This window comes from Halobacillus sp. (assembly GCF_049282395.1).
GTDB lineage: Bacteria > Bacillota > Bacilli > Bacillales > Halobacillaceae > Halobacillus.
Window position 1 is genome coordinate 1 of record NZ_JBAPTY010000191.1, and the last position, 13581, is coordinate 13581.

Consider the following 13581-nt stretch of genomic DNA (forward strand, 5'->3'; position numbering starts at 1 on the left):
GAAGTCAAGATATATGATTTAAGAATATATAGTGAAGTTTTTAAACGCAAACTACTGAGCCAGATGTAGTCATTCATAAGATTCCATATTATTCCACCTCAGGTCAACCATAAAATTCCACTTAACATTGTATGAATATTTCTAAAATTTTATATCGAAATTACATAGGATAATTGACATAAAAATTCACGAACGTTATACTGAATTCATAAAATAGTTTGGGGGATGGCCATGAATTATGTCATTGGAATTGATGGCGGAGGTACGAAAACGACCTGTTTGTTTATGGAAGCCGGCCAAAATAAGCTCCCGGCCCAGCCGAAACGAATGGTAGGGAAAGGCACAAATCCTCATATTATTGGTTTTGAGGAAGCTGGAGCAAGACTGGTAAATTTAATCAGACAGGGGCTTACACAATTTTCGATCGCGCCACAACAGATCGTTGGAGTGGGATGTGGACTGGCTGGCGTTGGACGCCAAGATGATGAAGAACATATGACGGAGTTACTGAGAAAAAAATTTTACTCTCTTGAGTTTTCTGAAAATTGCCATTTGTTTGTCGCATCGGACAGCGTGATTGCATTGAAAGGGGCTCTCCCTGAAGAATCTGCGAGCGGCATGCTCGTCATCGCCGGTACCGGATCCAATGCGATTGCCATCGATGAAAACGGAGTGATCATTCGCTGCGGCGGGTGGGGACATCTAATTGGAGACGAAGGCAGCGGTTATTACATATCTTTGAAAGCGCTATCAAAAGTGTCGAAAGCTGCGGATGGTCGTGGCCAGGACACCGCGATTACATCCTTACTTTTAAGCGATCTTAATTTGGAACAACCGGCGCAGCTTATATCGTATTTATATGGCCGGCCCCATGAAAAGCACGAGATTGCACGATTAGCCAGGCATGTAATTGCTGCTTCGGAGCAGGGAGATGAAGTAGCGATTGCTATATTGCAAGAAGCGGCGGAGGAACTGATCCTTCATGCAGCAAGCTTGTATCGGGAATCTTCATCGTTTACATCAGAAACACCGGTTACGGCAGCGGGATCTATTTTTCAACATTCAGCGGTTGTAAAACAGCATTTCATTGAACAATTACATAAGCGGAGGCTGGGAACTTATTGTAAAGCTTTCGGACCGCCGGAATTCGGGGCCTGTTTACTCGCAAAGTAAAGAAAGGTGGTAAGGAATATGGAAGATTCTTTAGCTTTATTAACTACAGAGCAGCGAAATCTGCGGTCAAAACATATGGATCAAATGTCGACAGGCGAAATCTTAACGGTTATGAATAAAGAAGACCAGCGGGTTGCGGAAGCTGTGCAAACCGTACTTCCTCAAGTGGAGGAAGCGATCAAGCATATTACCACAGCTTTAAAAAAAGGAGGACGATTGTTTTACGTAGGGGCAGGAACTAGTGGAAGACTTGGCATCCTGGATGCGTCAGAATGTCCCCCTACCTTTATGGTTCCGCCGGATAAAGTTCAGGCCGTTATGGCAGGTGGAGGCAGTGCGCTGTCCCGTGCCCGGGAAAATACGGAGGACAATGAGCAGCAGGGTAAAGTGGACCTTAAAGAGAAACAGCTCACTGACCTGGATGTGGTGGTAGGAATTACAGCAAGCGGCCGTACTCCATATCCTATCGGGGCTTTGAAATACGCAGGGGAGAAAGGTGCTTATACGATATCGCTCTCTTGCAATCCCTTATCGGAAATCAGTGCTTTTGCTAAAACTTCCATTGAAGTAGTGGTAGGACCAGAAGTATTGACAGGATCGACTCGGTTGAAAGCAGCAACAGCCCACAAGATGATATTGAACATGATTAGCACCACAACGATGGTTCATCTCGGGAAGGTCTATGAGAATTTAATGGTCGACGTTCATGCAAGTAATCATAAGCTGCGCGAGCGGGCCAAACGAATCATTGTGGAGTGCACGCAGGCATCTTATGAAAAAGCTGACCAGACCTTAGTGGAGGCAGATTTTCAAGTGAAGCCGGCTATTGTCATGCTCCAGTCAGGAGTTTCTTATGAAAAAGCACTTAACCTGCTGGATAAAAACGAGGGGCATCTGCGGCAGGCACTGAGAACACAGGATGAATGATTTGAATACCACACTGTGGGTTTCAAATAAATTTACCAAATAAAAGGGGGAGCTTGCATTGACCATTTGGCGAAAACAATCGGCCTGGTTCATGTTGGTGGCATTTTTGGTTTTAGTTTTAGCAGCGTGCGCTCCGGGAGCAGGATCGGAGGACACAAGCAGTGAAAGTGAAGGTTCTGATTCGGAAGGAAGCTCTGAATCTGGCGGAGATGGAGAAATTTCCGGGGAGCTTGAAATTCAGTATTTCGTTGGAGGGTATGGAGATTCCTGGTGGAAGGAAGTTATCGGTGATTTTAAAGAGAAATACCCTGATGTAACCATAACGGAACATGCGGGTCCAAATATCAATGAAGAGATGCGCTCGCGCTGGGTCTCCGATGATCCGCCTGATGTTGTCTATATTGATGGTGCAGGATCCAGTGAAACTCAAATGGTGGAAGATGGCCAGCTAATGAATTTGACGGAATGGATGAACGGCATTGAACTTGAAGACGGTACACCCTTAAGTGAAAGCTTTATTGTAGATCCGGCTAAATATGATGGCGATGTTTATAGTCTGCCGCTCGTTTTTGATACGTGGGGCACATGGTATGACAGTGCCTGGTTTGAAGAAAAAGGCTGGGATGTGCCGAAAGACTTCCCAGGTTTCATGGATACGATGGGACAGATTAAACAAGAAGAAGACATTGCCCCATTTGTAACCACGGGCCAGTATCCTTATTACTTCTTACGTGGAATGCTGTATCCAGCATTCGGTGCTGCAGGCGGTGACGAACTTCTGAATAAAGTTATTAAAGGAGAAGAAGGTGCCTGGACTAGTGAACCAGTACTTAATGTAATGAAAAAAGTAGAACAGATGCAGAAAGAGGGCTACATTGATCCTGGATTTGGCGCTTTGAACCATACACAGTCGCAAATGAACTTCCTGATGCACGATAACGCGTTCATTCCTGTTGGGTTCTGGCTTCCGAATGAAATGGAAAAAGATACGCCGGAAGACTTCCAGTATGGTTTTATTCCGTCTCCTATGCAGGATGAAGGAGAACCATATGCGATTGTACCGGACCTGAGACCGCTTGCTATAGCTGAAAAAGCGGAAAACCCAGAAGCAGCTAAAGCATTTGTAGAATTTGTGTTTACGAAGGAATATGCGAAATTGTTCTCTGAGCACACCGGTGCGATTATGAACCTTCAAGGTGTTGACTTAGCATCCAGCGAAGAGGTTCCACAGTTCTTAATCGAAGCGAATAAGATGATCAACGATCCGGATCAGGTTCAAATTTATCAGAAACCACACCCGATGAGTTCAAATTTAGAAACGCCAATCAGTAACTCACTCGTTTCCCTGATGCTTGGTAATATTACAGCTGAAGAGTTTGTAGAAGAAGCTGAAAAAGCAGCCAGTGAGTATCGCAGCAATTTGGAATAAGACATAAAAGGGATGGAATGTGGAGGCTCAAGCCAATTCCACATTCCATTTTTCCTACCTATCTTGAAAAGAGGTGAAAGAGATGGTTCAGTCGAAAAAGCAGCGTAATCTGTTTCTTGCTTTTTGTCTCGTACCTACGTTCTTAATGTTTTCAGTGTTTACTCTCTATCCATTGTTCAATGGATTGTATTACTCCTTTTTTGAGTGGTCGGGAGCATCGTCTCTCGCTGAGTTTGTCGGATTTGATAATTATAAACGGCTGTTAAACGATGAAATTATCCCCTTAACTATACTTCACGACTATTTTCTTGTGGTTACGAAAGTAATTGGCATCATGATTCTAGCAACTTTTTTTGCAGTTGCGTTAACCCAAATGAAAATAAAAGAAGCCCCTTTTTACCGCATCGTCTTTTTCTTCCCGAATATTATGTCGGTCGTGGTTATCGGTATTCTGTGGATGTTCATCTACAACCCGAGTCTTGGACTTGTTAACTCAGGACTGGAGTTTATCGGCCTTGAAAGCTGGACGCGCCCATGGCTTGGAAGTGAAGACTGGGCGCTGCCAAGTCTTGTACTGCCTTCTGTCTGGGCGGGGATTGGATTATTCATGCTTATGTTGATGGGTGGAATTTCAAATATCTCCAAAAGCTACTATGAAGCCGCGGAAATTGATGGAGCGACGGAATGGCAGCAGTTTTGGAAAGTAACGCTGCCACTGATTTGGCCGCAGATTAAAATATCCATTTTATACATTATTATTACCACATTAAATGGATCCTTTATTATCGTTCAAGTAATGACAAAGGGCGGTCCGAATAACTCCACACACGTGATGGGGTCATACTTATATGAACAGGCTTTTGTAAAATACAACTTCGGCTACGGAGCGACAATCGGTGTCATGATCCTGATTTTATCTCTAATTACTGTGCTGATTATGCAGTTCTTTATGAGAAGAGAGAAAGTAGAATATTAACCGGCAGGAGGGGAGACAGTGAAACGTAAAGGCGGATTTTTCTCACGATCTTTTGTGCGCATTCCACTCATTATTTGGTCGCTCGCTGTTTTATATCCGATCGTATGGATGATTCTTGGGGCCTTTAAATCCAATGCTGAGATTTACTCTAATCCCTGGGGGATGCCTGAATCATTTAATTTCGGTAACTTCGTGGACGCATGGACCAATTATAATATCGATATCAGTGTGTTTAATAGTTTAATTGTTACCGGTCTTGGGGCGTTATTGACGCTTGCTATGGCCATTCCGACTTCTTATGCTCTGGAGCGGATGAGGTTCCGGGGTAACCGGCTGTTATTTACGTTATATATTTCAGCGATGATGATTCCGATGGTGCTCGGGTGGATTCCGTTGTTTTTCTTATTGATGCAGCTGAATCTGCTTGATAATATCTTTGGACTTGCTATCGTTTATGCCGTCAGCCAGCTTCCATTCAGTATTTTTGTGCTGACCAGCTTTATGGCAACGATCCCTAAATCATTGGAGGAGGCTGCATCCATTGATGGGATGAGCCCTTACGGCATTCTATGGAAAATTATCACACCACTTTCGACAACAGGGATTATTACCGTAACCATAATGAACATGATACAATTTTGGAATGAATACTTTATGGCGTTGATTTTTTTACAATCCGAAGAGAACTATACGCTGGCACTCGCAATTGATTACATTAGTAATGAGACGCAATATACCAATGCATGGGGAACGCTGTTTGCAAGTCTTGTCATTGCAATTGTTCCTGTTATTATTCTCTATGCAATATTCCAGCGCAGGATTGTGAAAGGCATGACTGAGGGAGCTATTAAAGGATAAGCGTGGTGATATGGATGAAGAACTCTTTAACTGGCGGGCTCGTAATATTGAACGAAATGAAGGATAAGCTTCCCCCATCTGAGCGTAAAATCGCGCAGTTTATACTTGATCAGCCTCATGAGGCGATCCATTGTACGGCCAGTCAACTGGGAGATTTAAGTTCTACTAGCAGCGCGGCCGTCATGAGATTATGCAAGTCTCTGGGGTTAAAAGGATTACAGGAGCTTAAATTGCGTATATCTGGTGATTTACAGAAAAAGCCTGGCTCCAAATACCGGGATATTCAGCCGGGTGAGCAGCCGGACTCTATTGTTGAAAAAGTAACAAGTAACAGCATGCAGGCAATCAATGAAACGACTGAGCTGGTCGATTATCAATCGCTGGCGCGGGCGGTTGAAGTGCTTAAGAACGCCCGGAGAATCCACTTCTTTGGTGTTGGGGCGTCTGGCATAGTGGCCCAGGATGCTCAGCAGAAATTCTTGAGGATGAACAAAAGTACATCCGCGTTCACAGACCTTCACAATGCGGTCATGAATATTGCTAACGTGGATGGGCAGGACGTGGTCTTTGGGATTTCATTTTCCGGAGAAACGTATGAAACAGCTAAAGTCATGGAGATCGCGAAGGAAAAAGGTGCAAAAACGATCAGCCTGACAAGATACGGTCAGTCACCGGTGACGAATTCAGCTGATATCTCCTTGTATATTTCCGCTTCCCGGGAGATACCAGCGCCATTCAGGAGCGGTGCGACTTCTTCCCGTCTTGCCCAGCTTCATATGATTGATATCCTGTTTGTGAACTTGGTTACGGAGCAGTATGAGCAAGCTTCCGCCTACTTTAATGAAATTACAGATGTAATGAACCAGCTAAAAGGAAAATAACAAACAGATCCATTAATTTCCACCTCAGGTCATCCATATTATTCCACCTCAGGTCTTGCATAATTTTCCATTTATCCATCTACTTGCGGATCTGCAGGTGGTTTTTAGCTTTTCAGTCAGGGCATAACAGTTGTTCTAAAATCTAAAACCCCTTACCATAGAAGAAGTATAATATAAGCAATGAACATGAAAAGGTGGATGCTGCAGTGAAGCAATTCCTATATAGATCCTATTGGCTCCGCCGGTTACTAGCCTCTGATCCTGGACGGAAACGTTTGAATCAGGCTGGTAAAGCGACCATTAGTTTAATTTCCTCCGTTTTTACAACTACTCTTATTTTAAGTCTCCTGGGTCTTGAGCCGCTTTTGCCATCTATCATCTCAGGAATTGCCGGTCTTATGGGAATCATGGTCGTAATGGATGATACAAAAGAAAAGAAGCAAGTAACTACCCTGCTGCTTGCGCTGTCCGCTGGGTGTGGCGTGACGTTAGGCTCCTTATTAGCCTGGAATGCCATCCTCGTTTCCGCATTAATGATTATCATTATATTTAGTGGCTTTTACTTCTCGAGGTATGGGAGCCGATACTTTTCGCTTGGTATGATTGGGTTTTTTACAGTCTATTTTTCCTCTTTCTTAAAACTATCACCCGCCCAATTTCCCTTGTTTTATTTGGCCATCGCCATTGGAATCCTCTATGCATTCCTTTATAATTTTGTCATTTTTAAGGACTCTGTTCAGCTTCTCAAGCGAAGTATGCGTTCTTTTCATCGCCAGGCAAACCTTACATTTCAACTCTTAATCGAAATTATTCAAGATCCTGAAACGAGTGAATCACGAAGAAGAAAGCTTGAGTACAACGTTCGGAAGTTGAGGGAATACGCGAATAATGTTTCCACTGACTTAAGTGCTCAGGATATTAAAGGGATCTGGCCAGGTCTCACAGCAAAGCAGCTTAAGCTCTATGTGTTCGATACGGCTATGTTTGTTATGACGCTGGCTGACAGTTTACAAAAATTGAAAAAAGATGACGCGCTCGAGATGGCTGAATTGCGCAAGTTGCTTATTCAGGTTATTTCCACATTGCAGGCAGCCGAGGTTCTTGATCAGGACTATAAGGAGAAAAACCTCGCGGAAGCGGAAGATGTCATTAGGTCGTTGCAGTCATTCATAAATGATCTATTCAACAATCAGCCTTCCCGTCCGGAAGGGTGGATTTACTTACTTCGCCGCATAGAAGCTATTGCAAGCCATGTTACAGAAGGAGCACTCCGCATCCAGTATTCTCTGCAAGCGATCGATATTCCACACTCAGATGAAGAGGATGAAGCGGAAGAAGACGAGGAAGATGACAAAGAGGAGAAAGGGCTGAAGCCCACCACAAAAAAAGCAATTCAAGCCCTCATTGCCGGGACGATTGCCATTATAGTAGGTTATCTCATCTCTCCTATTCAGCCATATTGGGTACTGCTGACTACATTTATTGTTCAATTGGGCACAGAGACGGTAGGCCGGACTTATTTGAAGGGATTAGAACGCTCGGTGGGAACGCTGATTGGTGCCATAATTGGTTTTATCCTTGCTACTCTTGTGTCTGGAAACTCGACGCTTGAAGTGATCCTCCTGTTTTCTGTGATTTTTTTAGCTTTTTATTTATTAACGGTTTCCTACACCATTATGAGTCTGTTTATTACCATGCTGATTGCCTTTATGTATGACCTGATCCTCGGCGGAATTAGTATGGAACTGTTAGGTGCCCGAGTTATCGATACTATTGCAGGAGGCGCTATCGCTCTTGGAGTTTCCGCTTTTATTTATCCCACCAAAACCATGGACAAGGTATCGGAAGCTTTCACGGATTACTTAAATGAGCTGGATTCTTATGTCCAACGGTATATTCACAGTCTAAAGGAGCCGACAGGTGTTAAAGACATGGCGGATATTGCTTTCGAACTGGATGGCAGAATTCAAACCATTGAAGATGAATCGAAACCTGTTCTTCAGGGTCCTGGTGCCCGGAAATATTCTGGACTTCCACGCTGGATTACCATCTTTACCGCTATTAACTATTATGCCAAGCATTTAGTCGCCTCTTCCTATCAGAAGAAATTCCACTATCCAAAAGAAGTAAGCAGCGTTTTCCTAACAGTGGAAGAGAAATTCACGCATAACATTCAAGTGTTAACGAAGATGATTGAAACAGATGAATGGACAGGGACGTTGCATGATTTACAGGAAGAACGGGAAAAAATTGAACGCTTCGCTCCTGGTCATCAAGACAATCAAGGTGATCTTGTTCATCATTTGTACTATATCTGGAAAATTAATCAGTCCCTCTTGATGCTAGGTCATCATATGGGAATTGACAAAGAAAAATAACATGAGAAAATCCATTTTTCCATACATGCACAAAACGAGCAGCTTCCCCATCCAGGAAGCTGCTCGTTCTTATGAATTATTAAGACTGTGTTTACGTTTACTTTTTTTCTATTAGTCTAAATCCAATATACTCAAGCGCGGACTCCAGATTCGGCACCGTTTTAGTATTTAGATGAAGAAGCTGAGTGTTATTGACTTCATGTTTTGCAATTTCCGGCGTAATCCCCGTCATGATCGTTTCCATTCCCATCAGCTTTAAAGATCGCACCAGTTCAATCAGCACACTTGGAAAGGTGTTATCCACGATTACGAGTCCGGACAAGTCGATAACGAAAGAGTCGATATCGTTATCAACTCCGTACTGAAGTACTGTTTCCATAATCTTATCTGCTCTGTATCCATCAATAATACCCTGAAGTGTCAAAATAGAAACACCGCTCGTAATCGGAATAATGGGGACGTTTAATAGCCCCATGTTATATTTCGTTTCATCCAAGTCAATAAGATGAGAAAGAATCTCGGCCATTGATTTTAAATATTCCACTTCTTCATTACTGAAGTTCTTTTCTTCTTTATCCATCACACATAAGGTACCAAATACGTGACCATTCGTGTTTTTTAACGTGACACCAAGAAATCCTTTTACTTCCAACTGGGACGTGACTTCGAGTTCTCTCGTTAATTCATCCTTTGTTAAATTATCCGTGTGCATAAAATCCCTATCGTCCGAGATAATCAGCCGGCAGTAAGTTCCGCCATACTCTACGCTATACCCTTCAGGGATAATTTCGTCTTCTCTATTAAACGAGCTAAGAACTGTCATCGCTGTCTCGCCGCGCTGTGTCACATATGCTGTATTTACATTTAATTGCCTGCTGATGATTTCAAACATTTTACGGGACACCGTTTTTAATGAGTGAAATTCGGAAGAGGCTAAATTATATTGACTGGACATAAATACCTTCCCCTTTACCTCTTATGGTGAAAAACCTTATTCTATTCTACCATAATAATCACTCAGAAGAATGAGAGATTGGTCCTTTTTAAAAAGAACACAGGCTCCGTCAATGTATATCTCTTTCACCGCAGCTTCTTAAAATGGAGGCATGTAACCCCTGATTTCCTTCGTAATAAGTAATCTGGTTTCCTTCTATGGAATGTCCGTGAGAGGAGCATCCACTTGAAAATCTACATAATTACATTGTTACTCTCATTTTCTGCATGGTTTTTGATTCATTGGGGAATGAGTCTTGAGGAAGCCGAAGTGATCAACGAATCCTTCTATTGGGGCTTATTCTTCTTATTATTGGAGCCAGCTTTTATATTGGCCAAACGGGATTTCTTCATAAATTTTTCGGAGGCTTTAAGAGACTCTCACAATTGATCATTCCACATTCGAGAGCTCAGGAACGAGCAGATAAGAGAATTGCAGAAGATTTCGAAAGGAGAGATTGGAAAGAAGTATGGCTTGATCGTTGTATGTTGATTTTCTTAGCAGCAGGGGGAGGATCCATACTGTATTCTATTATTCTCTTGTGGCTCCTCTCATAAATAAGAAAGGCGGTCTACACATGAAGAAATTATTATTAACGGGTTTTGAACCTTTTTTAAATTTTGCGTTCAACCCGACCGAATCCATCGTAGAATATCTGGATGGACGGACGATTGGAAACTATACCATCCACGGGGTGGTTCTGCCAGTAGATTTTAATCGTTCAGCTGAAGAGCTGATTACTCATTATTACCACATTAATCCCGAGGCTGTCATCACATTAGGAATGGCGGCTCATCGCAAAAGAATTACACCTGAACGGGTAGCGATTAATATTAAAGACGGGGCTCCGGATAATGATGGATACGTCCCTGAGGATGAACCGATTCAGGAAGATGGGGCCGATGCTTACTTTTCTAAGCTTCCTATTAAAAATATAGTTACATGTCTAAGAGAAAAAGGAATTCCCGCTGCAATTTCTAACACGGCGGGTACCTATCTTTGTAATAATGTTATGTATTCGCTGCTGCATGAACTTTATCAAAATGAGAAAACGATCCCTGCAGGTTTTGTCCATATACCAGCATCTTTTGAAATTGCGATGGACGAGCCTGAGATGCCAGCGTGGCCACTATCAACCTTGCAAGAAGGTATCGAAACGATGATTCAGACCCTGGAGTAAGAAGGAGGATCCATTTTATGGTAGTATCTGGGCAAATTCACTATAAAAACCATCATATTGACTTTGAAGTTAATTACCAGCACGAGGATATTTCAGAGAGTGGAATTAGAAGTGAAGAGGCGAAGCATGGCCTCATTCATGCGATTAATCGAAAGTTTCGTGTGAAATACCCACTTTCAAGTGAGATCGATCAGATCCGCGTCAGCCGTTTTTAAAATGGAATATAAAAAGGCACCCCCATAGGGTGCCTTTTTTAGGATGCTTTTCCTTTGTTGACAGCTGGTTTTTGAGAAGAAGACGAGCCGAGGTTCGGCATATTAATTCGTCCGGTAACCAAATTCCCAAAAGGAACCAGATTAAATAGATAACTCATAACAATGGGACCTGCTACACCTAAAACAAAGAATGCTAAAATATAAACGACTAAATTAGATGGCAGCTGAATGGACTCAAACCATCCGACCGCATTATATTGAAACAAGGGGTGAAGTAGATAAATGCTGTAGGAACAGCTGCTGATCCAAAGGACAGGCTTAGGTACTTTATTTAATTTCATAGCAATCAGATAGAGGACACAAAATACAAGGAACGTGTAGAAAATGATATCAAACCTTTTTGAGCTGACAGCGGTCAATATGCCGGAAATTCTTAAATAGATAGGAATTATGCCGGCAAAGACGGCTCCGCCGATAATCCAAAATCTATATTTCTTCAGATAAGAAAGAAATTCGTCGAGATGTTTTCCTGCGTAATAAGCAACAGTGAAGTAGAAAAACCAGCCGAGAAACGGAAGCTGATAATACTCCCACATAAATTCAAGACCTGAGATCGTACCCTTAAAGTTAAAAAATCCGAGATATATAAGGTTAATCATTAAGGCAAGACTGATCACCAATAGCGGAGGGAAGCGGTCAAAGGATTTCTTCAATAAAAAGTGCAGCGCGTAAAACTGAAAAATAATCAGTACGAAATATCCGTGCCAGGCGCCAAGGAGTGTTTTCTTAAAGAATAACTCGCTAAATGCTGACCAAGTTAATCCATCGAGACCAAGGGCATACATGGAATAAACAGCTGCGAGCACGAGGTAAGGAACCAGAATATATAGTATTCTTTTCTTCCAAAATGATTTCGGGAGGCGGTCAGGATAAGAGTAAGATAGCAAAAACTCCGAAATCATGACGAAGACCGGTGTGGCGAACATCATGCTCATATTAATTAAATAGGTGACGCTTGTTGTAGAAGCTGATACGTCGAGATTGCTTCGGGCCATTGTAATAGAATGAATAAGAACAACACACATACAAGCAACAAATCGAATAAAGAAAATTTCATTTACAAAGCCTTTTTTCAAGAGTCGAGGCCTCCTTTTATTATACTCTGTCATTGTATTACGATTTCAGCTAGATTGATATAACAATTTCATGATATTTAATAGTTTAATCCAGGGATTTATTTCCACCTCAGGTCATCCATTTTATGGATGACCTGAGGTGGAAGGTTTTGGTAGGATTAGCCTGGTGTCTTGATTTATAATAGAGTCATTACTAGAGAGGGGAGTTTTCCAATGAAGTATATCCGTTATCGTAAAGAAGGTACTATTTATTATGGGGTGCTCGAAAGCGAGACAATAACCCGGCTGGATGGCAATTACATAGAAGGCCCTGTTCAAAAGTTATCTGCCACCGATTCGCTGGATGAGGTGGAAGTTTTAGCTCCTACTGAACCGGGACAGCTCATTGCTATAGGTCTCAACTACGCGCTTCACGCTGAAGAACAAGGGAAGCCTCTTCCTGAAGAACCAATGATGTTTATGCTGTCACCAACAGCCATCATCGGGCACAATGCTGGTATTACCCTGCCAACAGAAGATCACCGGATTGATTATGAAGCCGAATTGGCTATAGTAATAGGGAAAGAAGCGAAGGATGTAACAATAGAAGAAGCTTTATCTTATGTGTTAGGTTACACGTGCGGCAATGATGTATCCGACCGCTATTTGCAGAAGAAAGATGGCCAGTACACCCGTGCCAAGTCTTATCCTACTTTTAAGCCTCTAGGACCAGTGATTGAGACCGACCTTGATCCCGGGAATACTGAAATCAAACTTACACTGAATGGAGAAATAAAGCAGGATTCTAGTACGAGTGATTTAATCCATAGTGTAGAAGAGCTCCTCGTACAGGTCACTAAAGTGATGACACTAAAGCCAGGGGATGTTCTTATGACTGGAACGCCCTCAGGAGTTGGACCGCTTTCTCCTGAAGATGAATTAGAAATTGAAATCGAAGGCATAGGCAAACTGCGCAATTATGTAAATAAATAAGAAAAAGAGTCTTGCGAACTTTCTCGCAAGACTCTTTTTTTGGTAAAGTCCTTCATTTGGATCTGGAACACACTAGCTGGCAAGAAGGTTATTTCTCAAAAATTATCTTTATATAATTAAAATGTAAAAAGTGTAATATATGAATCAATAATCCTCTTAAAGCCTTGGAATTACTGAGGTAAAAGTTGGAATTCCCTGTAATAATAATTCAAAAATTAACCATTTTTCTCTAAAATCCCTTTATATAAGGTTTCAATATAACTTTCATGGGAACTAAGGATAAAAAATAGCACAATAATTGGCAGCTGATAGGAAATTAAAGGAAAAGGGTTGATAGATGTGAGCGGAGAAAATCGTAATAAAGATCAATCTTCTAACGATGATTCCCTCCTAAAAGATCTTAGAGGAAATGTTAAGGAGAAAGCAAAAATTTTTGTGAAAAAGTTCCAAGTGTCTCTGAAC

General features: G+C 42.1%; 13 protein-coding genes. 11 read left to right on the plus strand and 2 right to left on the minus strand.

Going from position 1 to position 13581, the window contains the following annotated elements; all coding sequences use genetic code 11:
- Positions 1–231: 231 nt before the first annotated feature.
- The 7 genes from WAM07_RS08640 to WAM07_RS08670 all read left to right on the plus strand — a co-directional run bounded on the left by WAM07_RS08640 (position 232) and on the right by WAM07_RS08670 (position 8622).
- Positions 232–1173, plus strand: a complete 942-nt coding sequence (locus tag WAM07_RS08640) for an N-acetylglucosamine kinase (RefSeq protein WP_422166078.1) — start codon at positions 232–234, stop codon at positions 1171–1173.
- 18 nt (positions 1174–1191) lie between these two features.
- Complete coding sequence (gene murQ / locus WAM07_RS08645; protein WP_422166079.1) at positions 1192–2100, plus strand: N-acetylmuramic acid 6-phosphate etherase; 909 nt, start codon at positions 1192–1194, stop codon at positions 2098–2100.
- 58 nt (positions 2101–2158) lie between these two features.
- Entirely contained in the window at positions 2159–3529 is a 1371-nt protein-coding gene (locus WAM07_RS08650) for an extracellular solute-binding protein (RefSeq protein ID WP_422166080.1), read from the plus strand.
- Between the two features lie 82 nt (positions 3530–3611).
- Positions 3612–4505, plus strand: a complete 894-nt coding sequence (locus WAM07_RS08655; RefSeq protein WP_224893511.1) for a carbohydrate ABC transporter permease — start codon at positions 3612–3614, stop codon at positions 4503–4505.
- Between the two features lie 18 nt (positions 4506–4523).
- Positions 4524–5363, plus strand: a complete 840-nt coding sequence (locus WAM07_RS08660; RefSeq protein ID WP_422166081.1) for a carbohydrate ABC transporter permease — start codon at positions 4524–4526, stop codon at positions 5361–5363.
- A gap of 14 nt (positions 5364–5377) precedes the next feature.
- Entirely contained in the window at positions 5378–6244 is an 867-nt protein-coding gene (locus tag WAM07_RS08665) for a MurR/RpiR family transcriptional regulator (protein WP_422166082.1), read from the plus strand.
- Positions 6245–6450: 206 nt separating this feature from the next.
- Positions 6451–8622 (plus strand): FUSC family protein, encoded by a 2172-nt coding sequence (locus WAM07_RS08670; RefSeq protein ID WP_422166083.1) that lies wholly within the window; start codon positions 6451–6453, stop codon positions 8620–8622.
- A gap of 97 nt (positions 8623–8719) precedes the next feature.
- Here WAM07_RS08670 and WAM07_RS08675 read toward each other — a convergent pair whose 3' ends face one another.
- On the minus strand, positions 8720–9577 hold the full coding sequence (locus WAM07_RS08675) for an STAS domain-containing protein (RefSeq protein WP_422166084.1): 858 nt from the start codon (positions 9575–9577) through the stop codon (positions 8720–8722).
- Positions 9578–9906: 329 nt separating this feature from the next.
- Here WAM07_RS08675 and WAM07_RS08680 point away from each other — a divergent pair, with 329 nt between their 5' ends.
- The 3 genes from WAM07_RS08680 to WAM07_RS08690 are packed head-to-tail and all read left to right on the plus strand — an operon-like array spanning position 9907 to position 11011.
- Complete coding sequence (locus WAM07_RS08680) at positions 9907–10173, plus strand: DUF3899 domain-containing protein (protein WP_422166085.1); 267 nt, start codon at positions 9907–9909, stop codon at positions 10171–10173.
- Positions 10174–10193: 20 nt separating this feature from the next.
- The gene (locus WAM07_RS08685; protein ID WP_422166086.1) at positions 10194–10796 is read left to right on the plus strand and encodes a pyroglutamyl-peptidase I; all 603 of its coding nucleotides are present in this window, start codon (positions 10194–10196) and stop codon (positions 10794–10796) included.
- A 17-nt stretch (positions 10797–10813) separates the two neighbouring features.
- Positions 10814–11011: a hypothetical protein gene (locus WAM07_RS08690; protein ID WP_422166087.1), complete on the plus strand. Its 198-nt coding sequence runs from the start codon at positions 10814–10816 to the stop codon at positions 11009–11011.
- 38 nt (positions 11012–11049) lie between these two features.
- On the opposite strand, the gene WAM07_RS08695 is transcribed toward WAM07_RS08690, so the two are convergent.
- Complete coding sequence (locus WAM07_RS08695) at positions 11050–12147, minus strand: acyltransferase family protein (protein WP_422166088.1); 1098 nt, start codon at positions 12145–12147, stop codon at positions 11050–11052.
- A gap of 213 nt (positions 12148–12360) precedes the next feature.
- Between WAM07_RS08695 and WAM07_RS08700 the strand changes: the two genes are divergently transcribed.
- Entirely contained in the window at positions 12361–13119 is a 759-nt protein-coding gene (locus WAM07_RS08700; protein WP_422166089.1) for a fumarylacetoacetate hydrolase family protein, read from the plus strand.
- Positions 13120–13581 lie beyond the last annotated feature (462 nt).

Excerpts from the sequence above, each read along its gene's own strand:
- murQ (WP_422166079.1), top strand. The coding sequence starts at position 1,192 with ATGGAAGATTCTTTAGCTTTATTAACTACAGAGCAGCGAAATCTGCGG.
- WAM07_RS08685 (WP_422166086.1), top strand. The coding sequence starts at position 10,194 with ATGAAGAAATTATTATTAACGGGTTTTGAACCTTTTTTAAATTTTGCG.
- WAM07_RS08655 (WP_224893511.1), top strand. The coding sequence starts at position 3,612 with ATGGTTCAGTCGAAAAAGCAGCGTAATCTGTTTCTTGCTTTTTGTCTC.
- WAM07_RS08690 (WP_422166087.1), top strand. The coding sequence starts at position 10,814 with ATGGTAGTATCTGGGCAAATTCACTATAAAAACCATCATATTGACTTT.
- WAM07_RS08640 (WP_422166078.1), top strand. The coding sequence starts at position 232 with ATGAATTATGTCATTGGAATTGATGGCGGAGGTACGAAAACGACCTGT.
- WAM07_RS08665 (WP_422166082.1), top strand. The coding sequence starts at position 5,378 with ATGAAGAACTCTTTAACTGGCGGGCTCGTAATATTGAACGAAATGAAG.
- WAM07_RS08675 (WP_422166084.1), bottom strand. The coding sequence starts at position 9,577 with ATGTCCAGTCAATATAATTTAGCCTCTTCCGAATTTCACTCATTAAAA.
- WAM07_RS08700 (WP_422166089.1), top strand. The coding sequence starts at position 12,361 with ATGAAGTATATCCGTTATCGTAAAGAAGGTACTATTTATTATGGGGTG.